General features: G+C 34.3%; 23 protein-coding genes. 20 read left to right on the top strand and 3 right to left on the bottom strand.

All coding sequences use genetic code 11. The annotated features are described in order from the left end of the window. Positions 1–52: 52 nt before the first annotated feature. From GVN22_RS23225 to GVN22_RS23215, 3 genes are read right to left on the bottom strand one after another with little or no spacing between them, the layout of a single operon-like run. Positions 53–787: an ABC transporter permease gene (locus tag GVN22_RS23225; RefSeq protein ID WP_166553404.1), complete on the bottom strand. Its 735-nt coding sequence runs from the start codon at positions 785–787 to the stop codon at positions 53–55. A 39-nt stretch (positions 788–826) separates the two neighbouring features. Continuing rightward, entirely contained in the window at positions 827–1,534 is a 708-nt protein-coding gene (locus tag GVN22_RS23220; protein WP_166553403.1) for a glycine betaine ABC transporter substrate-binding protein, read from the bottom strand. Further along, positions 1,531–2,250 carry an ATP-binding cassette domain-containing protein gene (locus tag GVN22_RS23215; RefSeq protein WP_166553402.1) on the bottom strand — a complete coding sequence of 240 codons (720 nt, stop codon included), beginning with the start codon at positions 2,248–2,250 and terminating at the stop codon, positions 1,531–1,533. The genes GVN22_RS23220 and GVN22_RS23215 overlap by 4 nt, the downstream gene beginning before the upstream one ends. A gap of 50 nt (positions 2,251–2,300) precedes the next feature. Between GVN22_RS23215 and GVN22_RS23210 the strand changes: the two genes are divergently transcribed. The 20 genes from GVN22_RS23210 to GVN22_RS23115 all read left to right on the top strand — a co-directional run bounded on the left by GVN22_RS23210 (position 2,301) and on the right by GVN22_RS23115 (position 24,369). Next, a complete protein-coding gene (locus GVN22_RS23210; RefSeq protein ID WP_166553401.1) occupies positions 2,301–2,879 on the top strand; it encodes a Crp/Fnr family transcriptional regulator in 579 nt (192 codons plus the stop codon). A 103-nt stretch (positions 2,880–2,982) separates the two neighbouring features. Further along, positions 2,983–3,375 carry a nuclear transport factor 2 family protein gene (locus tag GVN22_RS23205; RefSeq protein ID WP_166553400.1) on the top strand — a complete coding sequence of 131 codons (393 nt, stop codon included), beginning with the start codon at positions 2,983–2,985 and terminating at the stop codon, positions 3,373–3,375. 40 nt (positions 3,376–3,415) lie between these two features. Then, a complete protein-coding gene (locus GVN22_RS23200) occupies positions 3,416–4,159 on the top strand; it encodes a hypothetical protein (protein ID WP_166553399.1) in 744 nt (247 codons plus the stop codon). Between the two features lie 20 nt (positions 4,160–4,179). Next, entirely contained in the window at positions 4,180–5,262 is a 1,083-nt protein-coding gene (locus tag GVN22_RS23195; protein WP_166553398.1) for a right-handed parallel beta-helix repeat-containing protein, read from the top strand. Positions 5,263–5,296: 34 nt separating this feature from the next. Continuing rightward, positions 5,297–6,274, top strand: a complete 978-nt coding sequence (locus tag GVN22_RS23190) for a zinc-binding alcohol dehydrogenase family protein (protein ID WP_166553397.1) — start codon at positions 5,297–5,299, stop codon at positions 6,272–6,274. A 6-nt stretch (positions 6,275–6,280) separates the two neighbouring features. Then, positions 6,281–7,273 (top strand): L-histidine N(alpha)-methyltransferase, encoded by a 993-nt coding sequence (locus GVN22_RS23185; RefSeq protein WP_166553396.1) that lies wholly within the window; start codon positions 6,281–6,283, stop codon positions 7,271–7,273. A gap of 18 nt (positions 7,274–7,291) precedes the next feature. Beyond that, the gene (gene egtB / locus GVN22_RS23180) at positions 7,292–8,440 is read left to right on the top strand and encodes an ergothioneine biosynthesis protein EgtB (RefSeq protein ID WP_166553395.1); all 1,149 of its coding nucleotides are present in this window, start codon (positions 7,292–7,294) and stop codon (positions 8,438–8,440) included. Positions 8,441–9,466: 1,026 nt separating this feature from the next. Next, positions 9,467–10,342: a helix-turn-helix transcriptional regulator gene (locus tag GVN22_RS23175; RefSeq protein WP_205691014.1), complete on the top strand. Its 876-nt coding sequence runs from the start codon at positions 9,467–9,469 to the stop codon at positions 10,340–10,342. A 67-nt stretch (positions 10,343–10,409) separates the two neighbouring features. Further along, the gene (locus GVN22_RS23170; protein ID WP_166553394.1) at positions 10,410–11,573 is read left to right on the top strand and encodes an iron-containing alcohol dehydrogenase; all 1,164 of its coding nucleotides are present in this window, start codon (positions 10,410–10,412) and stop codon (positions 11,571–11,573) included. Between the two features lie 520 nt (positions 11,574–12,093). Then, entirely contained in the window at positions 12,094–12,765 is a 672-nt protein-coding gene (locus GVN22_RS23165; protein ID WP_166553393.1) for a CRISPR-associated endonuclease Cas6, read from the top strand. Between the two features lie 32 nt (positions 12,766–12,797). Continuing rightward, the gene (locus GVN22_RS23160; RefSeq protein WP_166553392.1) at positions 12,798–14,471 is read left to right on the top strand and encodes a hypothetical protein; all 1,674 of its coding nucleotides are present in this window, start codon (positions 12,798–12,800) and stop codon (positions 14,469–14,471) included. A 3-nt stretch (positions 14,472–14,474) separates the two neighbouring features. Further along, positions 14,475–15,023 carry an RAMP superfamily CRISPR-associated protein gene (locus tag GVN22_RS23155; protein WP_166553391.1) on the top strand — a complete coding sequence of 183 codons (549 nt, stop codon included), beginning with the start codon at positions 14,475–14,477 and terminating at the stop codon, positions 15,021–15,023. A gap of 3 nt (positions 15,024–15,026) precedes the next feature. After that, positions 15,027–16,478: a hypothetical protein gene (locus tag GVN22_RS23150; RefSeq protein ID WP_166553390.1), complete on the top strand. Its 1,452-nt coding sequence runs from the start codon at positions 15,027–15,029 to the stop codon at positions 16,476–16,478. A 1-nt stretch (position 16,479) separates the two neighbouring features. Further along, positions 16,480–17,913, top strand: a complete 1,434-nt coding sequence (locus tag GVN22_RS23145; protein WP_166553389.1) for an RAMP superfamily CRISPR-associated protein — start codon at positions 16,480–16,482, stop codon at positions 17,911–17,913. After that, on the top strand, positions 17,897–18,313 hold the full coding sequence (locus GVN22_RS23140) for a TIGR04423 family type III CRISPR-associated protein (protein ID WP_166553388.1): 417 nt from the start codon (positions 17,897–17,899) through the stop codon (positions 18,311–18,313). Before GVN22_RS23145 ends, GVN22_RS23140 begins: the two co-directional genes overlap by 17 nt. Positions 18,314–18,317: 4 nt before the next feature. Further along, positions 18,318–20,360, top strand: a complete 2,043-nt coding sequence (locus tag GVN22_RS23135) for a TIGR03986 family CRISPR-associated RAMP protein (protein WP_166553387.1) — start codon at positions 18,318–18,320, stop codon at positions 20,358–20,360. Continuing rightward, on the top strand, positions 20,357–21,466 hold the full coding sequence (locus GVN22_RS23130; RefSeq protein ID WP_166553386.1) for a Card1-like endonuclease domain-containing protein: 1,110 nt from the start codon (positions 20,357–20,359) through the stop codon (positions 21,464–21,466). Before GVN22_RS23135 ends, GVN22_RS23130 begins: the two co-directional genes overlap by 4 nt. A gap of 48 nt (positions 21,467–21,514) precedes the next feature. After that, the gene (locus GVN22_RS23125) at positions 21,515–22,672 is read left to right on the top strand and encodes an ATP-binding protein (RefSeq protein ID WP_166553385.1); all 1,158 of its coding nucleotides are present in this window, start codon (positions 21,515–21,517) and stop codon (positions 22,670–22,672) included. 1 nt (position 22,673) lies between these two features. Further along, positions 22,674–24,050 carry a TIGR02221 family CRISPR-associated protein gene (gene csx2, locus GVN22_RS23120; RefSeq protein ID WP_166553384.1) on the top strand — a complete coding sequence of 459 codons (1,377 nt, stop codon included), beginning with the start codon at positions 22,674–22,676 and terminating at the stop codon, positions 24,048–24,050. After that, positions 24,022–24,369, top strand: a complete 348-nt coding sequence (locus GVN22_RS23115; RefSeq protein ID WP_166553383.1) for a CRISPR-associated protein — start codon at positions 24,022–24,024, stop codon at positions 24,367–24,369. The genes csx2 and GVN22_RS23115 overlap by 29 nt, the downstream gene beginning before the upstream one ends. The last annotated feature ends 93 nt before the right edge of the window (positions 24,370–24,462 follow it).

The raw sequence follows: 24,462 nt of genomic DNA, 5'->3' as shown, positions 1-24,462 counted from the left end.
TAACATCGTTTGTTTAAACTTCTTGTGGTTAAATGTTGAATTATGGAATGATTTATCTGACAATTTTTTGTCTTAAATGCTCCGAAACTAAAAACCGCTCGATAAGTTCAAAACACAATTCAAGGAAAATTGCTAGAATGGCAGATGGAATAGCCCCTTGTAAAATTAAATTTGTATTGTTTAGTGCCAAACCTGTGACGATAAATTCACCCAGTCCACCTGCTCCAATAAATGCGGCTAATGTTGCTGTGCCTACATTAATTACTGCCGCCGTCCGAATACCTGTAATAATCATCGGAATTGCCAGCGGTAATTCTATTAAGACTAATCGCTTGTAATCGTTCAATCCAATTGCTGTGGCGACTTTCTTTAATTGGGGGTCAACAGAGTAAAGACCAACAATGGTATTTCGAAGTATGGGTAAAATAGCATAAATGATTAATGCTACAATGGCTGGTACTATACCAATACCGAAAAACGGCAGCATTAAAGCAAGTAGAGCAATAGATGGTATTGTTTGCATGATACCTATCAAATATAAAGTTGGCTTTAACAACGACTGGAATCTATACAAAAAAACACCTAATGGTATTGCGACTAAAATGGCTAACAATAGCGAAAAAAAGGTAAGTTGGAGATGAACAAAACTATGTTCTACTATTTCATGCCACTTATTTTCGTCTTCGTTACTGGCATGTTTCAACAAGTTCTTTCTTGTCAAGAAATGACGTGCTATTTCTTTAAAACTCTTTTTTTCAAATAACACTTGGGCGTTTAATGCCTGCATTTCCGTTTCATTGATTACTCCACATAGTTTTTGAACGGATTATTTAACAGCATCTTCTGTTTTGGGAGCATAAAAAGCTACTGCTTGATAGGATGGGAAAAAACGTAAATCATCGTTCAATAGCATTAATTTTTCTTGTATAATTTCTCCGTCTGTTGAATAAGCATCCGTAAAATCTATTTGATTATTGTTGATTGCTTTGTATGCCAAACCATGTTCAAGCCCTACTGGATTTTGTTTTAAATGATAAAATGCAGCGAGTTTTCCCCAACCATCCTCTCGTCTGAGAAATTCATAGCTAAATCCCCCCTTTAGATTAGGATATTTTCTTAAATCACTAATGTTTTTAAGCTGATATTTTTGTGCGATTTCTGGCTTTATTAATAAGGCATAAGTATTGTTAAACCCCAAAGGTTCTGAGATTTCTAAACCATAATTTGAAGTTAATAAACGCTTGATTTTATGAAGGTTTAAGGTAGAACTCTCTTTTAAAATTTCTGCTGAAATTGTCCCAGAATATTCAGGATATATATCGATTTCACCATTTTTTAATGCTTCAAAGCATACATTTGTGCCTCCTAAGTTAAATTTCCTCTCTACCTTAAAACCGTTATCCTCCAGTAGTAAAGAAATCATTTCGCTCAAAATATAACCTTCATTAAAGTGTTTTGCTCCCACTTTTATAACCTTTTGGGCAAAAGCTGGCTGTATAATACAGAGTAAAATAATGATAATTTTAATTCTCATAATGCGGCTAAATAATCTGTTTTAATGGAAGGAAAATCTGATTTATTACCCTGAGACTTTATTTTCCCATTTTCGAGCCAAACAAAATTATCTGCCAATGTTTCAGCTTCATCAAATTGATGGGTAACAATAATTACCGAACATGGCTCTGTTTCTTGAAGTATTTTAAAATAGTTATAAATTCCTGTCCGTGTTGAATAATCGAGCGAAGCGAAGGGTTCATCCATCAACAATAAAGGAGGCTTGAGAAATAGAGCTCTGCAAAGTCCAACTCTTTGCTGTTCTCCTCCAGAAAGTTGATGGGGGTATTTGTTTAAATAATCTTGCGATAGTCCAACTGTATCCATCAAAAAACGGGTACGTTCATTCATTGATTTGATAGACTGTTTGGATATTTTTCCTAGTAAACTAATATTTTTTTCAATCGTTAAGTGAGGGAATAGTCCCACATGCTGAACAACATAACCAATTTGAAGACGCAGTATATTAGCCTGTTGATAATCAAAGCAATCATCAAAAACCTTCACTTTGCCATATTCAGGAATAATCATTCCATTGATTAGCTGTAAGATGGTTGATTTTCCACTACCACTCTTTCCAAATAAAGCAGTTACCTTTCCACTTTGAAAATTTACAGACAAATCAACAAGCACCTTTCTATCTTGGAAAGACAGTGTAATATCTATAAGTTCGACTACATTCTTATTTTTTTGCATAATTGCTGAAAATAGTTTTATAAATTTGAAGCACTAATTATACCCATGCAATGGAAGCACTTATAGCTCATTTCAATAAATATATATCCCTTGATGCCTCTCAATTAAATTTAATTGAGTCAAAAATTAGTGTGCGAAAAATCAAACGTCGTCAAATGATATTGCAAGAAGGATTTGTTTGCAAGCACTATACTTTTGTTTTAAAAGGTCTATTTAGGATGTATGGTATTGATGACAAAGGTTTCGAGCATAATATTCAATTTACAGCGGAAGGAGATTGGATTGCAGACCTTGGTAGTTTTCATACGAAAAAGCCCAGTAAATTATTTATTGAAGCCCTTGAACCTTCAGAAATTATTCAAATAGAGCAAAAAGATTTATACTTTTTGTACATCAATATTATAAAACTAGATAGGGTTTTCAAGGTTACTGTCGAAAATAAATTTATTGAAATCCAAGATCGAGTTTTACAAAACTTCAGCTCTACTGCCGAACAACGCTACCTTAGTTTCCTAGACCGCTATGCTGACTTAGCAGCACGTATCTCAAATGTTCAAATAGCTTCATATTTGGGTATCACTCCTCAATTTTTGAGTAAAATTCGTAAAAAAATCTCCACTAAATCTTAATCTATATTAACTAAAAAGATGAATCTACATTCATTGTTTTTCTTAATATAGGTGAACGATAAATCCCTTTATACTCCTCTAATTTTGCATAAAAAAAAGGAGTATGAAAGGGTACGCTTTATTCTTCAAACAATTCGTCCAATTATTAAATACAGCTGACGAAAATTTAGCTCAACAGCTAATTAGTCCGAATGCTCAATTCTATATTTCTAATAGCATTGAGGTATTTGAAGGGCCAATTGGGTATTTAAAAATCATCGAAGGAATACAAAATCATTTCCATAATGTACGCTGGGAAATAGACGATATTACTATCGTGAAGGATAAGTATTTCCTAAGGTTTTTGATAAATGCCATGGACAATAACGTATTAATGGATAATAAATCAAACCAAATGTACGTCACCAACACCTACCATTTAGCCAATAACCAAATTATTGAAGGCTATGATAACACACTTGAGATTCTTCATCAAAAAGGTATTTCTTCCAATTAATTGATACTCATAATATCTAAAAACGTTTCAATAACATAAAATGAAAAAACTTCTTATACTTCCTGTAATCTGTCTGCTATCACTCAAGAGTTTTGGGCAAAACTTGAAATTTGGTAAACAGACGTTTGAATTACACAATGTAACTGGAGAAATTATCAAATTTCAAGGCGATAAGGTTCTCAAAATAGAACGTGATTTAAAAGCTCTTCCATTCGATGAGAAGAAATTAGAAACCACGGTTGACGACCGTCATTACGCTCGACTTGTAGATATTGATGATTTTGAAAATGGCACAATAGAAGTAAAAATGTATAGCCAGATTCAAAACCCATCGCCTTACGCACCAGCGGCAGGTTTTATTGGCTTGTATTACAGAATTGCGGCAGATGATTCGGCTTGGGAGTCTATTTATTTACGTCCAAAGGTAGGTAGAATAAACAATCAAATGGCAAGAAACCATGCGGTACAGTATTTTTCTTATCCCGACTTCAAATTTCAAACGTTGAGAGACAAATTTCCAGCAGGTTCGTACGAGGGTTCAGCTCCTGTGATGTTGAATGAGTGGATTACAATGCGATTGGAAATCAATGGAGAAACAGCCGAAATGTTCATCAACAACATGAAATACTCCTCATTTATAGTCAATAAGATGTTGGGTAAAAACAAAAAAGGCTATGTTGGGCTATATGTAGATATTGCCACAACGGGTTATTTCAAAGATTTGAAAGTAACTAAGAGAGCTTTGAAAGAGAAGAAAGAAGAAGGAAAAGTAGGTGATATTTAACTAGTTTTAAAAAAATCAAGATGAGAAAAAGTATAGTTTACTTAGTAGCATTATTTACAATACTTAGCCTTCAAAGCTTTGGGCAAGTGATTGAAAATAAAATTTTTATAAATCCCAATATAGGGAGTGATTCCAACAAGGGTACAAAAGAAAACCCTTTAAAATCATTGAGCGAAGCCGCTAAACGAGTGAACACTGCCGAAGGTGAAGGGGCAATAAGCGTTTTTCTTGCAGCAGGTGTTTATGGTATGAGCGAAACGGCAGATTTTAACCCTAAAAAATGGAAGTTTACAAAAACTAATCGCTTAACGATTCGTGCTGAAGTCTTACCTGATGATGCTAATTGGACTCCAGCAGAAATGCCAATTATGATTTCAACAATGCCTTTTTCTGTAGAGAAAAACGACAAAGGTGAACTTACTGGCGGTCAGAATTTTGGTATCATGATTCAAAATAGCCATGTCACCATTCAAGGATTACGAATTCTGGGAGAGCCTGTCCACGAAAATCCATCGAAAGGGGTTTTGGTTAGAAACTATCCTATTATGTGGGAAGGGAAAAATTTAGAAGATTTCAGAGTTACGCAATGTTTATTCTTGGGCAACAAATACGCTTTACCTAACCATTTGGGGATTTTGGCAAATGGAAAAGAACAAGAAATTGACCACTGTGTATTTTACGGAGTGAAAGATGCCCTTGTATTATGGAATAGCCCTGCTACCAATTCATCTATGCACCATAATTTAGTCATTGATAGCTATGGCGGTATTGTTTGGACTTGGTCGGCTACGCCTGATTTCAAGTTTTACAACAATGTAATCAGTAATGCCAATGTATTATGGATGTTGAATAAAGATGAAAAAGACTCTTTTTCTATTGAAAACTCTGTTATTGTGGGCTATAATTCTTTTGTAAATAAAGGCGGTGGGCCACAAGGATTTGGTGAAAAAGCATCTGACGACAAACTCAAACTGGGTAAAAATGTCATTTTGAAGAAAAAAGGAAGATTGGAAGTAATTGAAGATCAAACGAGTAAATACTTTTTACATATCAAGGCAGGTACTTTAGGGTCAAATCTGGGTGCAGGCTTGTTTATGAAGTAAATATCACCATTTGGTAATTGATAAAATACGTATCATGAAAGCTATCGTTATCTATGAATCGGGTAGTTCTGAGAATTTAATTATCGAAGAACGACCTATGCCAAACCCCCAAAATGGTGAAGTGCTGGTCAAAATCAAAGCTTTTGGACTCAATCGCTCGGAATTAATGACCCGCAAAGGCTACTCCCCAAACGTAAAATTTCCAAGGATATTGGGCATTGAATGTGTTGGTGAAGTAATAGAAGACCCTTCTGGAGAGCTAAAAAATGGGCAAAAAGTAGCTGCTTTCATGGGAGGTATGGGACGAGATTTTGATGGTAGTTATGCCGAATATGGCGTATTTCCTAAAAGTATTTTAATGCCCTTTGATAGTAAACTTTCGTGGTCAATTTTAGGTGCTTTACCCGAAATGTTTCAAACAGTTTACGGTTCGTTGCACCTTGCACTGAAAATACAAAAAGGCGAATCGCTTTTAATTAGAGGTGGTTCATCTTCTATTGGACTATTGGCGACCCAAATGGCAAGTAAGTTTGGTGTAAGCGTTATTTCCACCACAAGAGATAAGAATAAAGAGCAATCGCTTTTATCAAATGGAGCCAATAAGGTTTTGATTGATAATGGTTTAATTCATGAAACCATGAAAGACATAATCCCTGAAGGTGTTGATAAAGCACTCGAATTGGTCGGAGTCAATACCTTACCCGATACTTTATTGTGTGTAAAACGAGGCGGAATTGCGTGTATGACAGGAATGCTATCAGAACAATGGTCGTTTCAAAACTTTGCACCAATGGAGGTAATTCCTCCGACAGTTTCACTCACGACTTATGATAGCGGAGCAGTTAGAGTTAGTTCAGATGCTTTTCAGGCATTTATTTTAGATATTGAGAATCATACATTACAAATGATCAATCATACCGTTTTTCCATTTACTGAAATTGTAGTGGCCCATCAATTTATGGAGAGTAATAAGGCTTCTGGTAAAATTGTAATGATTACAGAACATAAATAGCTATCAATGGATACGTTAAAAGAATTAGAAAGTATAGATTTGATGGACTCAGAGGAAACATCAAGTCAGTTTTATAAAGATGTAGTCAATGGTTTAAAAGCTCCACAAAAGCATTTATCGTCTAAATACTTTTATAATGAGCATGGCGATATTTTGTTTCAAAAGATAATGAACTGCAAGGATTATTATCTTACGAGAGCCGAAATGGATATTTTTCAAAATTCATCTGCTCAATTAGCTGATGGTATTCGTGCCAACGCATCTGCCTTTGATTTAATCGAATTGGGTGCTGGCGATGCTACCAAAACGTTTCATCTACTAAAATACCTGAAAGAGCAAAACACAGATTTTCGGTATTTACCTATTGACATTTCGGGCTATATTCTTGATATTCTTGAAAATAATCTTTTTGCCTCATTGCCTAATTTATCGGTATGCCCGATTCAAGGAGATTATTTTGAAGCCTTGCAAAAAGCTTGTGAACTGTCATCAAACCGTAAAGTTATACTGTTTTTAGGGGCAAACATTGGAAATATGAGTCCCAAAGAATCCCTTAATTTCTGTAGAAAGCTTTCCCAAAATCTTACAAAAGGAGATAGAATTATAATTGGATTTGATTTAAAGAAAAACCCTGCTACCATTTTAAAAGCCTATAATGATAACGAAGGTTTTACAAGTCAATTTAATTTGAATCTACTTGTCCGAATCAATCAGGAACTCAAAGGGAATTTTAACATAGCTAATTTTGAGCATTATCAAACTTATGACCCCGAAACGGGTGCTTGCAAAAGTTACTTAGTAAGTCTTTGCAAGCAGGAAGTAACAATTGGTTCAGAAACCATTTCATTTACCCAAAGTGAAAGTATTTTTATGGAGGTTTCTCAAAAATATGCTTTGACTGAAATTGAAAAAATGGCATTTGAAAGTGGGTTTAAACCTATTTTAAATTGTTTTGATACGCATAACTACTTTGTAGATGCCATTTGGGAAGTAGCCTAATTCTAAACAGATTTTAACATGGATTTACTCAAGCAATACATTTCGGTCAGACAACATTCAGTTGATATTTGTGTATCACTCAAAACCGAAGATTACGTGGTGCAACCCATCGTAGATGTAAGCCCACCCAAGTGGCATTTAGGACATACTACTTGGTTTTTTGAAACCTTTATTTTACAGCCCAATTGTACAAACTATAGAGTATTTGACCCAAATTACAACTTTGTTTTCAACAGTTATTACGAAACCGTTGGAGCAAGATTAATCCGTACTGATAGAGGAAATTTAAGCCGCCCGTCAGTAGAAGATATTTACGTTTATCGAAAATACGTAGATGCTGCGATGGTAGATTTTTTAGCCAGCACAACTATCGAGAAGGAATTACAAGACCTTTTTATTTTAGGCTTAAACCACGAGCAACAACATCAAGAATTACTTTTAACAGACATTAAATACATTCTGGGGCATAATCCCCTTTTTCCTTCGATTGATATTCGATTGGAAGAACAAGAAATCAATGAGAATGAAAGCTTTTTGTCGATTCCAGAAGGCGTTTACAAAATTGGATTTGAGGGGGATGATTTTTGTTTTGATAATGAACTAAATCGACACAAAGTGTATCTTCAATCGTATAAAATACAACAGCGTTTAGTAACCAATGCAGACTACCTTGAATTTATAAAAGATGGAGGCTACGAAAAATTTCAATATTGGCACGCTGACGGTTGGGAATGGGTAAATAAAAATAAAGCGAAAGCTCCTTTATATTGGTATTTAATTGATGACAAATGGTTTACGTATAGCTTAGATGGTTTACAAGAAATCAGGCTTAACCAAGCGGTTTGTCATGTAAACTTCTATGAAGCATCCGCTTTTGCAGCTTGGAAAGGAATGCGACTACCTACCGAAGCAGAATGGGAAGTAGCATCCGCACATTTTCAGTGGGGCCAACGTTGGGAATGGACAAATAGTGCCTATTTACCTTATCCAGGCTTTCAGAAAGCAGCAGGTGCTATCGGAGAGTATAACGGTAAATTTATGGTTAATCAAATGGTTTTGAGAGGTGGTTCGGTAGCAACTCCAGAAGGACATTCAAGAAATACGTACCGAAATTTCTTTCAGCCACAACACCGTTGGCAGTTTATGGGAATAAGACTAGCACTTTAAGTTAGAGTAAGTACTTTTCTAGCTAAGCTTCAATTAGTTGCAAATATTGAAGCCTAGCTTTTTGTTTTCATATTATCTAGCCCTATTAAAAACCTTGGTAGTCCTGTAAATGTAATGCTTTATTTTTTTTGTTATAAAAAAGGTAATATAAACTGTAGTAATTATGGTAGTACAACAATAAAAAGAATGGTCATACACATTGCGGTAAGCAAAACTATTTGCAACCGTCTATTTGTAGAAGGTGGTCAAGATTGGGTTGTATCTGTATCCGCTAAAACCCTTATCAACAAATTACTTTTAAAGCGAATCTCATTTTCTGGTACTTGTCGAGTATGATTATTCAGATTTAGAAAAAAAGCTCAAAGCTAAACAAACTTCTTTTGCTTGGCAGCCTGCATAATCCAGTGGTGTGAGTGGAAGACTAATTGCGACAAATTAGTGAAAGATGTTTAAAAGCAACGTTGTAATAATCTCCAATGAGATTCACTGTGACCTTGTCTATTCAGGAAATAAACATATTCCTTTTATATCAATCTGCGATAAGTTTTTACAAAATCGGTCACTTATATTATAAAGAAGTCTGCGAAATATACCCTTTTGCAATAGAAGCGAGAATTTTAGCTTATAATGAAGGCGAAGAATGGCTAGAATAACTGAAAGTTTATCTTTATGAAAATTACATGTTTTGAATGATTATTTTCAATAATATTTGCCAGATTTAGAAGTCATAAAATTGAAAGTAACTTATCTTAATATGGGTTGATTGCTCCATCATTAAAAAAGATACTGAAGAAATTACTGACGAACTTTTCGAAAAGTACAATATCCATATCAACAGCGGAAGCATTTTATAAGAATCAATATAGCTTGTTCCTGAAAGTTGTTCGGGTGAGGGTTGGAGATCTTGAGTACAGCATTCAAAGATTTTCTTAGTAACGTTTAGACCTTCTATAATCAAATCTTTAATACTAATTACTTTTGTATTCTTAAGGATTGAAGTGATATTTCACAGGATAAATAATAGAAATGAATAAGTTAGAAATAAAGAAATATATTCTGAAACCTGAAGATAGAAATTTATCATTCAGAGTTTTTGATTTAGTTGAATGTACACAGCAAACATATTTGGAACCTCATAAAAAAGATCACTTTATTATTTTGGTTATCGAGACTGGAACATTGCAGCTACATATTGAAGAGAAATTACATTACCTAAAAGCAGGAAAAATAGCCGTTGTTTTCCCTGATCAGGTTCATTTTATTTCAGATCTAAGTAGTGATTTAAAAGGAAAAATCATCCTTTTCGAAGAAATATTATTCTGTTCAGATATTCTTAAAAATGAATTAAGTACCTATAATGTGAATCTTTCGACTCAGCTTAATTGTACTTTTTTACCCAAAGAAGATTTTGAACAAAGTCTTCATTTGGTAAAGCTTATTAAAAGTATTTACGAAAAACCAAGTCTAATTAAAAAAGAACAAGCTAGATTCCATATTAAAATTTTTCTACTTGGATTGATTGAGTCAGTTCATGGCTTGCACCCTATTTTACAGCATGAAACTGTAGATAAGCCCATCTATGTAAGATTTAAAAAGCTCTTAAATGAGCATTATAAACAACATAGAACTGTACAATACTATTCTGAAGAGCTAGCAATTACTCCTAAAAAGTTGAATGCCATTACCAAAAAACATTGTGGTGAAACAGCAATTCAGGCAATTCATAAGAGAATTTTAATTGAAATTAAGCGACAATTGATTTTTTCAGATCTAACCCATAAAGAAATTGCCTTTGATTTAGGTTTTAACTCCCCTTCTGCACTTAATAAATTCGTAAAAGCAAAATTAAAAGAAACACCAACTGAACTTCAGCAGGAACTGGCGCAAATGTATAACGCATAGTCTTGTTTGTATAACATTGTTACTCTCACGTCTAAGTAATTTTGTCTCATCAAAAAATCAGAAAAAAATGAGCAAATTATTTATCGCAGGTGAAGTTTTTCACGGTGCTGGAACTCTCGGAGAATTAAAAAGCATTAAAGGCTCTAAAGCCGTAATAGTAACTGGTGGAAGCTCTATGAGAAAGAGTGGAACATTAGACAAAGCAATTGAGTACCTGGCTGAAGCAGGCATTCAAACGCAAGTATTTGAAGGAGTAGAAGAAGATCCATCTTCTGCAACTTGCTTTAAAGGTGCTGATATTATGGCAGCATTCCAACCAGATTGGATTATTGGTTTGGGGGGATGTTCGGCAATCGATGCTGCAAAAATCATGTGGGTGTTTTATGAATATCCGAATGCTGACTTCGACGCAATGACTAAGCCTTTCACGGTACCCGTTCTTAGAAACAAGGCAAAATTCATTGCCATCCCCTCTACAAGCGGAACTGGAACAGAAACGACAGGACTTGCTGTAATTACTGACAGAGAAAAAGGTGTAAAATATCCAATCGTTTCCTACGAATTGACTCCTGATATCGCGATTGTTGACGGTGAAATCTGTGCATCAATGCCAGCTCACGTTACTTCTAACACTGGGCTTGATGCTCTAACACACTGTGTAGAAGCGTTTGTTTCTAACATCGATAACAATATTGCAGATGCACTTTCGAAAGGGGGATTAGAGATTGTTTTCGACAACTTGAAAGAAGCAGTTGTAAATCCTGATAACATTACGGCTCGTCAAAATATGCATGATGCCTCATTTATGGCAGGTTTGGCTTTCAATAATGCATGGTTAGGAATTGTTCACTCATTATCTCACCAAGTAGGTGCTTTGTATGGTATTCCTCACGGGGCATCTAATGCGATTTTCCTTCCAAATGTAATTCGTTATAACGCATTTGCCACAGACCGTTACCCAGCATTAGCAAGAGTTTTGGGCAAAGAAACTGCGGAAGATTTGGCTCAGGCAATTGAAACTCTACGTTCAGATGTAAATAATCAATCTGCTATCAAAGATTTCGGCATTTCAAAAGAAGACTGGGAGAGAAACTTAGACTATATTGCTAACAACGCATTGGTAGATCCTTGCACAGGTTTCAATCCAAGAGTTCCGTCATTAGATGAGTTAAAAGCAATATATAATGCTTGCTACGAAGGTGTTGTTTATGCAGAAGAAGTAATAGCTTAACATTCAAATTCATTATTGTCTATAGAAAAAGCTGACCATTTTCAGGTCAGCTTTTTCTATAGTATAAATCAGCGTTTAAATACTCTGTAATTTTCCACTATCAATCTCATCTATCATCCGTCATAAGGGGCTGTGATAATTACTTTTTCGTTATTAATTCCCTCCTTTTCTGGTACAAATAACCTACGATTTTCAGGCTGTATTTACTTTAACAAATCATGGAAATTATACTTGTACCATATATCAAAGTTTATTTTAATATTTAATTTTAAGTAAAAGGTATCTGAGAGGCTATTTTAGCCTAGTGTAATTACCTTACACTACACTTTTGTTTCTTTGTAAAAATTGACAAAGGTTAAGAAATAATCTTGTAGCACGAAATGGAATGAAGTTTGCCAATAACCGTTTAATAAGATTTTAAAAAAATCCTGATTCAATATTTGTGGATCACAAATAAATCTTAAACATTGCGAGATGCACTTGCATTATTAACTCACCGCCCAATCACAACCTATCCAATATGAGTTTGAAAATTCGATACCTAAAAATACAATTCGAAGCCTCTATTAAACCGTTCGAATTACCTGCCTTCCGTGGAGCTGTTATCAAATGTGCTGGTCGCGAAAATATCCATTTTCATAATCATCTTGGCGATGGTTATTTGTATGGCTATCCTGTAATCCAATACAAAATGATTGGAGGTTCCCCTTCTCTTATCTGTGTCGACTATGGCGTTGATGAGGTTCATCATTTTTTTGAGAAAAACCGTAGCAAAGTCACTATCTCTGATAGAGAGGTTTCATTAGCTGTAAAAAGCATCTCGATGCAACAATATCAGATGCAAGTTTGGGAAAACACCTTTGATTATAGACTCAAAAACTGGTTAGCCATCAATCAAGAGAACCACAAAAAGTATAATCAACTCAGCAATGATATTGATCGAATTACCTTTTTAGAAAAAGTTTTGGTCGGCAATATCCTCTCCTTTGCCAAAGGAATCAAATGGTTTATCGACAAAGAAGTCAAGGTGCGTATAGACAGCATAGTAAGCACCCGAACTGTCCCCTACAAAGAACAACGCCTCCTAGCCTTCGACATCAATTTCAAAACAAATGTTTTCTTACCAGACTACTTAGGGATTGGAAAAGGAATTAGTTTGGGTTTTGGAACGGTGGTTAGGGAGAGGAAATAGCAGAAGTTATACATTAAAATCTATAAAATATTATGGCATACCTCTACGGAGCCAGTGTGCAAGGCATACAGGGCTTTATTTTTCAAACAAACAAACTCAAGGAAATTGTTGGTGCAAGTGAGTTGGTTGAACAGATTTGCACCAACGAGTTTGACGATTTTTGTGAAAAGCAAGGAATACAACTTTCCTCTGATGACACAATAATTAAAGCAGCAGGCAATATTAAGTATCTGTTTCAATCTGATGAAGATTGTAAAAAAGTGGTTAGAGATTTCCCTAAGCATATTGCCAACTTAGCTCCTGGTATTACAATTTCTCAGGCAGTAGTGAAGTGTTCTGAAAACTTACCAGATGCAATTAATGAATTAGAAACAAAACTAAAAGCACAAAGAAACAAGGCTTCAATGCCTGTTGAAACAGGCTTTATGGGTTTAAAACGAGATAGAAGGGCTGGTGGTGTGGCTTATATTGAAAGATATAAACGCAAAGGGGGAATTGAAGAGATTTGTGAAGCAACTCATAAAAAGCGTCGAAAGTCTGACCCTGACTATCAGTATAAAGATGACCAACAAAAAGAAAACTTGTTTTTTAAAATATCTAACAAAAATGTATCTAAATACGAAGTTGCTCACGATGTAGAAAAGATTGCAGAAAGTGGGAAAAACGCATGGTTAGCAGTTATTCATGCAGATGGAAATGCTTTGGGAATTCTTTTACAGAAACTTAGTGAAAAGTTACAAGGGAAGACAAAAGAAGAGGTACAAAAAGCATTTGCTACTTTCTCTAAAAACCTTGATTTTGCTACTAAAAATGCTGCTCAAGATGCGTTTGATAAAGTTATCAATGCTGATATGGACAAACTGCGTAAAAATTTAGGAGAAGAGGACAAGAATAAAACACTTATTTATCCCATCCGTCCTGTAATACTTGGAGGGGATGACCTCACTGTCATTATTCGCGCAGATTTAGCTTTAGATTTTACGATTAAGTTTTTAGAAGCATTTGAAAATGAAACTAAAACACAGTTTAAGTTTTTAAAGAATGATTACCAAGTTGAAGGCTTTGAAAATGGCATTACTGCCTGTGCAGGTATTGCCTATATCAAAGAAAAATATCCTTTTCATTATGGCGTACATTTAGCGGACTTACTTACGGGTAAAGCTAAGAAGTTTTCAAAGGAAGACAAGTTTAAGAAATATGCTGATAATGAGAATATTAACATTCCTCCTTCAAGTATTTCTTTCTACAAAGTCCAATCCTCATTTATTGAGAGTTTGGAAGATATGACAGAAAAAACACTTACGGCTAAAATTTCAAATGTAAGCTTTGATTATGGTCCGTATTTAATTCACCCTGATAAAGGCGAACCAAATGTAGAAATGCTTGATGAAAAGTTAAAGGAGTTAGCAAAAGAAGCAGCCCCTGAAAATGACAAATCAAAGTGTGTATCTAAACTTCGCCAATGGATTTCAGAATTGTATAAAGATAAATCTACTGCGGATTTTATGATGACAAGAATGGAACAAACGGAAAAAAGTAGAGGTGTTGAAAGTCTGTATAAACGTTTGAATTTGGCAAATACTCTTGAAGAAATCATATACACTCAAGAACAAATAGCGAAAAATAAAGAGCAAAATAAAAAGCCTTTACTTGAGTATAAAACCATCATCTACGACGTAATCCAACTTCATTCCTTAAAATACTAAACTATGGAACTGACCTACAAAATAACATTTTTAAGCGATTGGCATTGCGGTTCGGGTTTATCGGGCGGTGCTGAAGCTGATGCAACGGTTATCAAAGATGACCGTAATTTACCCTACATTGCTGGTAAGACTATAAAGGGCTTATTAAAAGAGGCTTTGGAAGATATGGCAGAAGTCAACCAATGTACTAAGGATGATATAAACGTCATCTTTGGGATTGAAGCCTATGATAACAATGATAAAAAAGCTTTTTTCTCTAATGCCACTCTTTCAAAAGAAGAAAGAGAAGACATTGTTTCTGAACTCAGTAACTTCCTATATCGCAACATTGCTTCAACGCAAATTGGGCAGAATGGCACGGCAAAAGAGAATTCTTTAAGAGTAATGGAGGTTTGTATTCCCATTACCTTAGAGGGTACTATTTCAGGAATTCGTGATGAAGACCAGATAGAGTTACTGGAAAAAGCCCTCAAGTGGGTTAGGCATGTAGGTGTAAACCGCAACCGAGGATTAGGTAGATGTAAGTTTGAAATCACTTCTAAATCGAATTAGACCATGACAGAACAATATTATAAATGTACCCTTCTGAGTGATGTTGTTTTGAACAACAAGATGGCGACCGAGGGAAATATGACGACTTTAGACTATATCGCAGGAAGTAATTTCTTGGGGATTGTGGCTAATGATATATATATAAATCATAAAGAAAAAGCATATAAAATCTTACACACTGGAGATGTATCCTTTGGTGATGCACATATTTCTTTGGATGGGGCAGAGGTTAGTTATGCCATGCCTTTTTCACTATTCAAAGATAAGTTAGACAAAACAAAAACATGGGTTCATCATTTATTGGACAAACACCATTTTGATAATTTCAGAGAAAAAGGTATTCAGTTAAAGCAAGAAAGAAGCGGTTATTTAACTTCATCTGGTCACATCTTGGAAAGCCCAAAAAAGAACTTTGTTTTAAAATCTGCTCAGGAAAGAGAAGAAAGACGCTCAAAAGATGGTGCAATGTTTGGCTTTGAATCTTTAAAGGCTGGTCAAGTATATGTTTTTTCGATACGTTATGAAAATGCTGAATATCAAGAAATTGTAGAAAAGTTTCTTATAGGCAACAAACGCATTGGTAAATCTAAAACGGCTCAATATGGACAGGTTGATATTCAGCCAATTGCGAATCCAACGCTTATCAAAACTATCGAAACGCCACAAAATTATACCATCGTTTATGCTGAAAGTAACCTTTGCTTTTTCAATGAATTTGGACAAACGACTTTTCAACCTAAGCCTAAAGATTTAGGACTCAGTGGTGGTGAAATCTGTTGGAAAAAATCTCAAATCCGTACTTATGCTTATTCGCCGTGGAATGGTATTAGAAATACACCCAATACCCAAAGGGATTGTATTTTGAAAGGTTCTGTTTTCTATGTAAAAGATGCAGTTGCACCAGAAGACAAAATAAACAGCGTTGGCGAATACCAACCCGAAGGTTTAGGGCGAGTGATTTATAATCCTGCATTTTTGAAAGGTAATGAAAGTGATGGGGACTGGACGTTTGACCTATTCAAAGAACATAATAATTCTGATGATAAAGAAGAAAGTACACAACCAGCATCTAAAGAGCCAGAACCTACAAGCGATTTAGGTAAGTTTTTAAACGGACTAAAAAAACAAAAAGATAAAGATTTAGCTATTTCTAAGGCTATCCATAAAGCATTAAATCTTGAATCTTCAAAAGAACTTATGAAGATTACACCAAGTCAATGGGGTGGTATTCGTGCCTATGCAGAAAATACAAAAGATATTGTAGAATTAGAAAAGCAAATCTTTAAAGATTTTATCTCTCATGGGGTTGCTCTTGAGAGGTATTGGAGCAAAGGAGGACGAACTCAGAAGTTTCAAGCAATCTTTGATGATAACAAACAACATGGTACTATATTTTTTGCCAAATACGCCGCTGAAATGGCAAAAGAAGCACAGAAACTAAAAAATAAAAAATAAGATGGCTTTTACACATAGATATATTGCTCGTATTGTTTTAGAAGCAGAAACGGGCTTATTTGTTGGTTCTGGCGAAGCCTCTCTTTTGAAAGATGCTTTAGTTCAGAAAGATATTCATGGCTTGCCTATGATTCAGGGAACTTCTTTAACTGGTGTTTTACGTCACGCACTGGAAGATAATGACCCTGAAAATAGTACTATTTGGAAAGAAATATTTGGCTATCAAAAGGGCAATACAGGCTTAGGCTCACGCCTAAAAATCAGTTCGGCTTATATGCTCATCAATGAAAATGAGGTAGCAGAAGGATTAACGGCAAATATTCCAGAAAATATACTTGACAAATATACCAACTTGCCATCACGCCAGCACGTAAGAATTAATGATAGAGGTGTAGCTGATACCAAAGATAAAGGGCTTTTCGACAATGAAATAGTCTATAAAGGCACACGCTTTATTTTTGAATTGGAACTCAAAGGCAAAAATGAAGATAAAAAACATTGGGATGATATTTTAGCTAACTTTTCAAGTCCACTCTTTAGAATTGGACAAGGCACAAGAAATGGTTATGGCAAACTCAACATTCATAGCCTTGAGCAACGAGTGTATGATTTAGAAAAGTCAAAAGATTCAAAAGATTTTAATGACTATCTTAATTTTAATCCTTCATTTAATCATAAAAATGAAGGATTTACGCCAAAAGACAGAAAAAGTAATGACTCAAATTTGACAGAATATAAGCTAATCTTAAAGCCCGACAAATTCTTTATTTTTAGTGAAGGTTTTGGCGACGATGAAGCTGACAACAAGCCTGTCACTGAAGAAATTGCTGAGTATGAAAATGGTACTATCAAGTTTGATGAACGAACCCTTATTCCTGCTTCATCTATCAAAGGAGCTTTGTCGCATAGAACGGCTTTTCATTATAATAGATTGACTGAAAAATGGGCAGATAAATTATTGAGTCCAGAAAATAAGCAATTAAGAGACCTTAACGTAAAATGCTATACTGGTACTGCCAATGATGCTGTTTTTGAACTTTTTGGCGGTGCTGCTGGTGATGAAAAACGAGAGGATGGACAAAGAGGAAAAGTAATATTAAACGATTTTTACTATTCTGATACAGAAGTAGAAAACGATAAAATCTTTAATCACGTAGCCATTGATAGATTTACAGGCGGAGCATTAGACGGTGCTTTGTTTAGTGAAAAAGTTTCTTATTTTAAAAAGGAAGATACATCTTTTGAGTTCACTGTCTATCTGGATTATAACCAAGAAGATACGATTCAAAAAGCTTTTGAAGAAACTTTAAAAGACTTATGCAAAGGCTTACTCCCTTTGGGCGGTATGACAACCAAAGGACATGGAATTTTTACAGGAAAAGTATTTAAGAATAATGACGAAAAAGCCCTATTTGACTATGAAGAAACTAGATAATCTTTCAGATATACCCAAACTAACATACGAAGGCTATGTTTGGTTTTCAAATAAAAAAGAACCTCAAATTTTAGATAAAGCACTCTTTGACTCTGTTCAGTTTGAAGAAAATACCTTTATCATTGAAGCCCTGCTTTGGAACGCAGAAGATGGAGGAACTTCTATCATGATTCGTCATACAGGCAAGTATCATATTCAAGTGTTTAAATTAAAAGAACTACCTGCTGGACATAAATTGGAAGAAAAAGCCTATTTACCTCACCGCTTAGATAAAGTAAAACACGTTTACTTTCAACAATTATGGATTCCAGAACCAGACGCATTTTGTGAAAAAATGGAAGTAATGACCATGAAAGCACTCATTTTTACAGGTTTTAATTCTTCAACCGAAAAACATTAAGAAAATGACAGAAGTAAAATCACCCTATAATTTTGTACCCGCTCCTACGGAAAGCGAAGTATATAAACCAGAATGGGCTAACCAAGTTAGTCATGATATTCCATTTTTTGATGGCGAAAGTGGAGAAATTTCCTTAAAAATTACGGCTGAAACACCAATTTTTATTAGGAATGGACACGCCAAAGATACAGAAGAAAACGAGTTTTCTCATATTGGCGAAGGAGCAAATAAACGCTACTTTATCCCTGCTACTTCCATCAAAGGAATGTTGCGGAATGTGCTGGAAATTATGAGCTTTTCGAGAATGAAGCAGGTGGATAATGATAGATATGCTTTTAGAGATTTGACAAGAGATAGTGAGTATATGCGTTCATACAAAAGCTCGGATGTGCAAGCTGGATGGCTTTTTGAAGATTTTGAAGGAAACTGGGTTATTGAAGAATGTGACAATTTTGCATTAATTTCTCATACGGAATTAGCCAAAGCACCATTGAATTTACCTTTTAGAAATTTATTTCTTGGCAAAAACCCAAGTGACAAGTCATCAAAATTTAAGTACGATGAGATTGGTGATACAAGTTTACATCAAAAATTTTCAGTAGTTCCTAATAAATATGGAAGACTTATTACAAGTTTAAGTGATAAAGGGACAGAAGGAACAATTGTATTTACAGGACAGTCTTCAAGTAGAAATGAAGAAAGGGCTACGCCTTCTGGTAAAATTAATGAATTTGTATTTTTTAATGCCAAGAATCCTAAAATATATCCTCTTACACCACAACAAAAGAAAGATTTTAAATTTATCTACTTAGACCATGATTCTCAAAATATATCTATAGATTGGAAATTCTGGAAACAAAAGTTAGAAAAAGGTTCTAAAGTACCTGTTTTTTTTACTCCTGTAAATAACCAAAGTGAAAGTATCAAACATTTTGGTTTAGCGTACATGTACAAACTACCATTTAAACACAGCATCCATGAGCTAAACCCAATTAGACCGTATAAAGATATAATAAAACAAATTATCAATTTACCAGATTTAATATTTGGCTATATAGATGATGGTAATAGTCTAAAAGGAAGGGTTTTTATATCTAACGCAATGGCAACCAGTGCAACAGTTTTGCCTGAAAGGAGAGAAATTTTAGGTTCTCCTAAAGCTTCTTTTTTCCCTTTTTATCTCCAACAGCCTAAAAAAAATGGCACGCATTACTCTTATCAAGATTCAGATGCGACATTGAGCGGTTATAAAAGATACCCTCTACAAAACCCCAATAATCATCAAGCTTTTGAAGCACGATACACAGCCGAGCAGCGTAACAATCCAAACGTTTTCACACATTTTAAACCTTTAGCAGAAGGAACAGAATTTATTTTAAAAATCAGATTTCACAATCTTAAAAAAACTGAAATTGGAGCATTATTATCGGCTTTAACATTTCATGGAAATGAAAAATCAGTATTCCATAATATTGGTATGGCAAAGCCATTAGGATATGGCAAAATTAAAATATCAGACCTTCAACTTAAAGGATTACAAAGTGAGTTTTTAGAGTATTTAGCATCTTTTGAGGAGTTAATAGGATATGAAAAAATAAATTCTGAACGTATCAAAATACTATTTGCAATGGCAAGTTCAGGAGAAATACTAAGACATCCTATATTAACAACAAGGACAAATCAATTTAAAACCATCAAGGAGGATAAAGATATTTTAGCAGAATATCCAACTCAACATATTCAAGTCAAATCAGCTCGTCAATTACTTGAGAATAAGAAAAAGATAGCTAGTTCAAGTGGAGAGAACCCATTTTCATCTTGTAAAAGCTTCAAGGAATTAAGAAATATGTTGAAAAATGATTTTAACGATGAAGCTGATGGCTATCAAGAATTTATTATTGAAACAATAAAAAGAGTCTTTGATGAGAAAGAAACAAGGAAGACTTTTAAAAACAGAACGTTTAATGACAATCCGTGGCAACTTCCTATTTCTCTATGGCTCGGAAAAGAAAAAGCTCAAGAACTTTATAAACAATTGATAGGATGAAAATTTTAATCTCGCTGATTGGTAAAGAAGTCATTGGAAACTTCCGTGTTTTCAAATATGTCAATCCTGATAAAGTGGTGCATCTCTATTCAGATGATACTAAAGTACATAACCAAAATTTAGTTAATACCATCGAAAATAGTTACAACTGTAAGGTTGAATCTTTTGACGTTGGAGGTTTTGACTATGATAGTTGCTTACAAAAGCTTCATTTACTTAACATCAATGCTGATGATGAAATTATCTCAAATATCAGTGGTGGAACAAAAATTATGTCTTTGGCTTTATATGCTTTTGCCCATGAAATCAATCAAGCTGAGAATGTTTGCTATTTTGATACTAATCAAAATCTTCACTGGTTAAATAAAAAGACGAAAGATAGCGTAACTACAGAAATTCTTTTAGAGGAATACATAGAGCTTCAAGGGCAAAAAATTACTTCTAAAATTAATTTCGAAGATGCTTTATTAAAGTTTAAAAAAGTAATTAAGTTCATAAAATACCATCATACAAGTGAGTCGTGGAAAGTGTTTTTAAAGGACGTAGTAACTCCATTTAGAAAATACAGAGATTCAAAAAATAACGAACAGAGCATTATTAAGATAATTTCAAATGAATTGGTATCGACTAAATCATTCAAGTTAAGCTTCGATGATGGGAAGTTCCTTGCTAAACACAACGATGTAATCTTTTTAAGGAGTACATTAAGTGAAGCTGATGTAGATTTCTTTTTCTTCAATGCTGGATGGTTCGAACTTTTGACGGCATCTGAATTGAAGAAGAAATATTCTCCACAGAATATCTATCTAAGTGTTAAGTTTCCTTATTTATCTAATCAAAGCACTGAAAAAAACGAGGTCGATATTCTAATAAATGACAATGGGAAACTTATTTTTATTGAATGCAAATCTGGAGATGTCAAGTCAGAACATATCGATAGAATAAAAAATCGTAGAGATACTTTTGGAGGATTAATTTCAAAAAGTATTCTAATAACAAAATACCCTTTGGAAACTAGTTCGAACCCTTTACTAAGTAAAAATATAGTCGAAAAGTGCAGAGAGTATGGGATAGAATATAAAACCTTGTTTGACCTTTCTAAATAGTTTATTTTCTTGTATATTTAGGAATTTAATTCCTAAATATACAAGAAAATGATAGCTCGAACTATTACAAATAAAGTAAATGAACTATTAGGAAAATATCCTATCGTAAGTATTACTGGGCCTAGGCAGTCGGGTAAAACTACGCTGACGAGAATGTTACGTCCTGATTATCAATATGTATCGCTCGAAAATCCTTCTGATAGGCTTTTTGCTCAACAAGACCCTGTGGGTTTTTTGGAAACCTATCAAAATGGAGTTATTCTTGACGAAGTACAATATGTGCCTGAGTTGTTTTCGTATTTGCAGATATATACAGATGCTCGACAACGAATGGGCGAATATATTTTGACAGGTTCTCAAAACTTTTTGCTGATGGAAAAAATTACCCAGTCCTTAGCTGGTCGAGTGGCTATTTTTAATTTACTCCCTTTTGCTATAGAAGAATTGCAAAGTACTCAATACCTCTCTGCCGATTGGGAAAGTCAGTTGATACAAGGTTTTTATCCTCGAAAATTGGTCAATGATATTAGTTCAGAAGATTTTTATGATAGTTATTTGCAGACCTATATCGAACGAGATGTACGACAAGTAAAGAATATAATGAACCTTGATTTGTTCCAGCGTTTTATTCGATTGTTGGCTGGACGTATTGGACAGTTGTTTAATCAGAATAGTCTTGGAGTAGAATTGGGTTTAGATAACAAAACGATTAATGCTTGGATGTCGGTTTTGGAAACATCCTTTGTGGCTTTTCGATTAAATCCCTATTTCGAGAACTTTAGTAAGCGTTTGGTCAGTACCCCCAAAGTGTATTTTTATGATACAGGCTTGGCGGCTCATTTATTAGGTATTAGAAATACACAGGAATTAGACCTACACTTTGCTAAAGGGAATCTATTCGAAAATCTGGTCATAACAGAGTTAATGAAGAAGTCGTTGAATCAAGGAAAAAGACCTCAATTTTATTTTTGGCGAGATTCGGCTCAACATGAAATAGACTTATTGGTACAGAATGGTGTACAGCTCGAAGCCATCGAGATAAAATCAGGGAAAACCATCCAGAAAGATTTTTTCAAAGGATTAAATTATCTCAAGAAAATCAATCCTACTACCAATTCGTATGTAGTGTACGGAGGAGACCAATTTCAAAAACGTAGTGACGCAACGGTATATGGTTTTAATCAGTTAACTAAACTCAACTTTTAAAATGGGACGTAAAGTTTTTATTTCGTTTTTGGGGACTAATAACTATGTTCCGTGTAACTATTTTATAGAGAAAGATGCTACGCAAAAGGTAAGCAATATAAAGTATGTACAGGAAGCTATCATTAAGCTATTTTGTAGCGATTTCACTCAAAATGATGTGATTTTTACATTTACCACATCACTGGCTTATCAAATGAATTACCTAGATGATGGTCAGTGGAATAACAACAGTAAACAATACGACTTACCCAATATAGGTTTACAAACAGTTTATAAGAATATTTTAGGAGATTCAAACAATCCTCAATATCAATCTTTACCAATTAAAGAAGGTTTTTCCGAAAAAGAGATTTGGGAGATATTTGAAACTGTATCAAATGTTATTGAAAATGGAGATGAACTGATTTTAGATATAACTCATGCCTTTAGGTTTTTGCCAATGCTTGGAGTAACGCTGATTGATTTTTTGAAGGTAACAAAAAATGTTTCAGTCAAAGGTGTATTTTATGGTGCTTTTGAAAAATTAGGGGTTCAAGCAAAAGTACTTAGTATGCCTATTGAAGAGCGTAATGCTCCTATTATCAATCTTTTACCTTTAATAGAATTGCAACGCTGGACACAAGCTGCTAACAACTTTAATCAGTATGGCTTTGCTGATAGTATTTTCGAATTAACCAATGAAAATATAAAGCCTGTATTAGCACAAACACAAGGCAAAGATGAGTTATCAAAAAGTTTGAAGAGTTTGGGGAGTATTTTAAATACACTAATCGGCAACATTTTTACTAATAGAGGTAAAGGACTTAAAGAATTTGACGCTACGAATTTAAATACTATTATCGCAACAATAGAATCATCAGATTTATTTATCAAACCTCTGAAACCCCTTTTCCAAATTATTAAAAATAAAGTCACGCCTCTTATTCAAACAAAATATGTCTGGCTAGAATCCTCCAAATGGTGTTATAAACACAACCTTATACAGCAAGGTATTACACAATTACAAGAAGGCATTATAACGTATTTACTCGACCAATTAAAAACAACTTACAACGATAGTTTTTACAATTGTTATGAAGAAAAACCAAGAACACTTATTTCTTCTATACTGAACATAATTCATAAACAGACTCCTGAAACAGAGTGGAACTCTATGCTAAAAAAAGAAAAAGATAGAGTTTATCTACTTATGACAAATCCGTTAATTACACAATTTGTTAGTTTATTTGCAAAGATTACGAGTAGTAGAAATGATATTCAGCATGCGGGATACCTCAAAAATGCTGGTGATAGTAAAACGTTTAAAGACAATCTTTTTTCATATATTAAAAACACAGAAGAAATTATTTATGCTCCTCAATCTCACCAATCACCCTAGTAAACAATGGTCTGCCAAACAATATGACCATGCTATTGAATTATATAAAGAAGTAATAGATCTACCATTTCCACAAATTTCACCTGCCCTAGATTCAGCTTCGCTTGATATACTTGTGGACGAATACGAAATAAAAATTCGTCAACTCAATCCGCTTGCGGTACATTTGATGGGTGAAATGACCTTTGCTTTTAGATTGGTTCAAAGGCTTAAATTTATAGGTATATCATGTATTGCTAGTACTACCGAACGCATTACTGAGCAAGTTGGAGATACCAAAACTTCTCGTTTTGAGTTTGTGCAGTTTCGAGCGTATTAGTTTTATTTTGCTTTTCTAATTAGGCTTCCCTTTTAGAGTATAAACAATTGATTATCAGGCATTTTTATCAAAAAGCAATCCCCGAAAATGCAC

This window comes from Cellulophaga sp. BC115SP, assembly GCF_009905545.1.
Lineage (GTDB): Bacteria > Bacteroidota > Bacteroidia > Cytophagales > Spirosomataceae > Flectobacillus > Flectobacillus rivi.
Note: the sequence above shows the minus strand (reverse complement) of the source record. Positions and strands in the feature narration are given on the sequence as shown.

Bases quoted from the DNA above. Each gene is read 5' to 3' on its own strand.
- GVN22_RS23225 (WP_166553404.1), bottom strand. From the start codon at position 787: ATGCAGGCATTAAACGCCCAAGTGTTATTTGAAAAAAAGAGTTTTAAA.
- GVN22_RS23220 (WP_166553403.1), bottom strand. From the start codon at position 1,534: ATGAGAATTAAAATTATCATTATTTTACTCTGTATTATACAGCCAGCT.
- GVN22_RS23215 (WP_166553402.1), bottom strand. From the start codon at position 2,250: ATGCAAAAAAATAAGAATGTAGTCGAACTTATAGATATTACACTGTCT.
- GVN22_RS23210 (WP_166553401.1), top strand. From the start codon at position 2,301: ATGGAAGCACTTATAGCTCATTTCAATAAATATATATCCCTTGATGCC.
- GVN22_RS23205 (WP_166553400.1), top strand. From the start codon at position 2,983: ATGAAAGGGTACGCTTTATTCTTCAAACAATTCGTCCAATTATTAAAT.
- GVN22_RS23200 (WP_166553399.1), top strand. From the start codon at position 3,416: ATGAAAAAACTTCTTATACTTCCTGTAATCTGTCTGCTATCACTCAAG.
- GVN22_RS23195 (WP_166553398.1), top strand. From the start codon at position 4,180: ATGAGAAAAAGTATAGTTTACTTAGTAGCATTATTTACAATACTTAGC.
- GVN22_RS23190 (WP_166553397.1), top strand. From the start codon at position 5,297: ATGAAAGCTATCGTTATCTATGAATCGGGTAGTTCTGAGAATTTAATT.
- GVN22_RS23185 (WP_166553396.1), top strand. From the start codon at position 6,281: ATGGATACGTTAAAAGAATTAGAAAGTATAGATTTGATGGACTCAGAG.
- egtB (WP_166553395.1), top strand. From the start codon at position 7,292: ATGGATTTACTCAAGCAATACATTTCGGTCAGACAACATTCAGTTGAT.
- GVN22_RS23175 (WP_205691014.1), top strand. From the start codon at position 9,467: ATGAATAAGTTAGAAATAAAGAAATATATTCTGAAACCTGAAGATAGA.
- GVN22_RS23170 (WP_166553394.1), top strand. From the start codon at position 10,410: ATGAGCAAATTATTTATCGCAGGTGAAGTTTTTCACGGTGCTGGAACT.
- GVN22_RS23165 (WP_166553393.1), top strand. From the start codon at position 12,094: ATGAGTTTGAAAATTCGATACCTAAAAATACAATTCGAAGCCTCTATT.
- GVN22_RS23160 (WP_166553392.1), top strand. From the start codon at position 12,798: ATGGCATACCTCTACGGAGCCAGTGTGCAAGGCATACAGGGCTTTATT.
- GVN22_RS23155 (WP_166553391.1), top strand. From the start codon at position 14,475: ATGGAACTGACCTACAAAATAACATTTTTAAGCGATTGGCATTGCGGT.
- GVN22_RS23150 (WP_166553390.1), top strand. From the start codon at position 15,027: ATGACAGAACAATATTATAAATGTACCCTTCTGAGTGATGTTGTTTTG.
- GVN22_RS23145 (WP_166553389.1), top strand. From the start codon at position 16,480: ATGGCTTTTACACATAGATATATTGCTCGTATTGTTTTAGAAGCAGAA.
- GVN22_RS23140 (WP_166553388.1), top strand. From the start codon at position 17,897: ATGAAGAAACTAGATAATCTTTCAGATATACCCAAACTAACATACGAA.
- GVN22_RS23135 (WP_166553387.1), top strand. From the start codon at position 18,318: ATGACAGAAGTAAAATCACCCTATAATTTTGTACCCGCTCCTACGGAA.
- GVN22_RS23130 (WP_166553386.1), top strand. From the start codon at position 20,357: ATGAAAATTTTAATCTCGCTGATTGGTAAAGAAGTCATTGGAAACTTC.
- GVN22_RS23125 (WP_166553385.1), top strand. From the start codon at position 21,515: ATGATAGCTCGAACTATTACAAATAAAGTAAATGAACTATTAGGAAAA.
- csx2 (WP_166553384.1), top strand. From the start codon at position 22,674: ATGGGACGTAAAGTTTTTATTTCGTTTTTGGGGACTAATAACTATGTT.
- GVN22_RS23115 (WP_166553383.1), top strand. From the start codon at position 24,022: ATGCTCCTCAATCTCACCAATCACCCTAGTAAACAATGGTCTGCCAAA.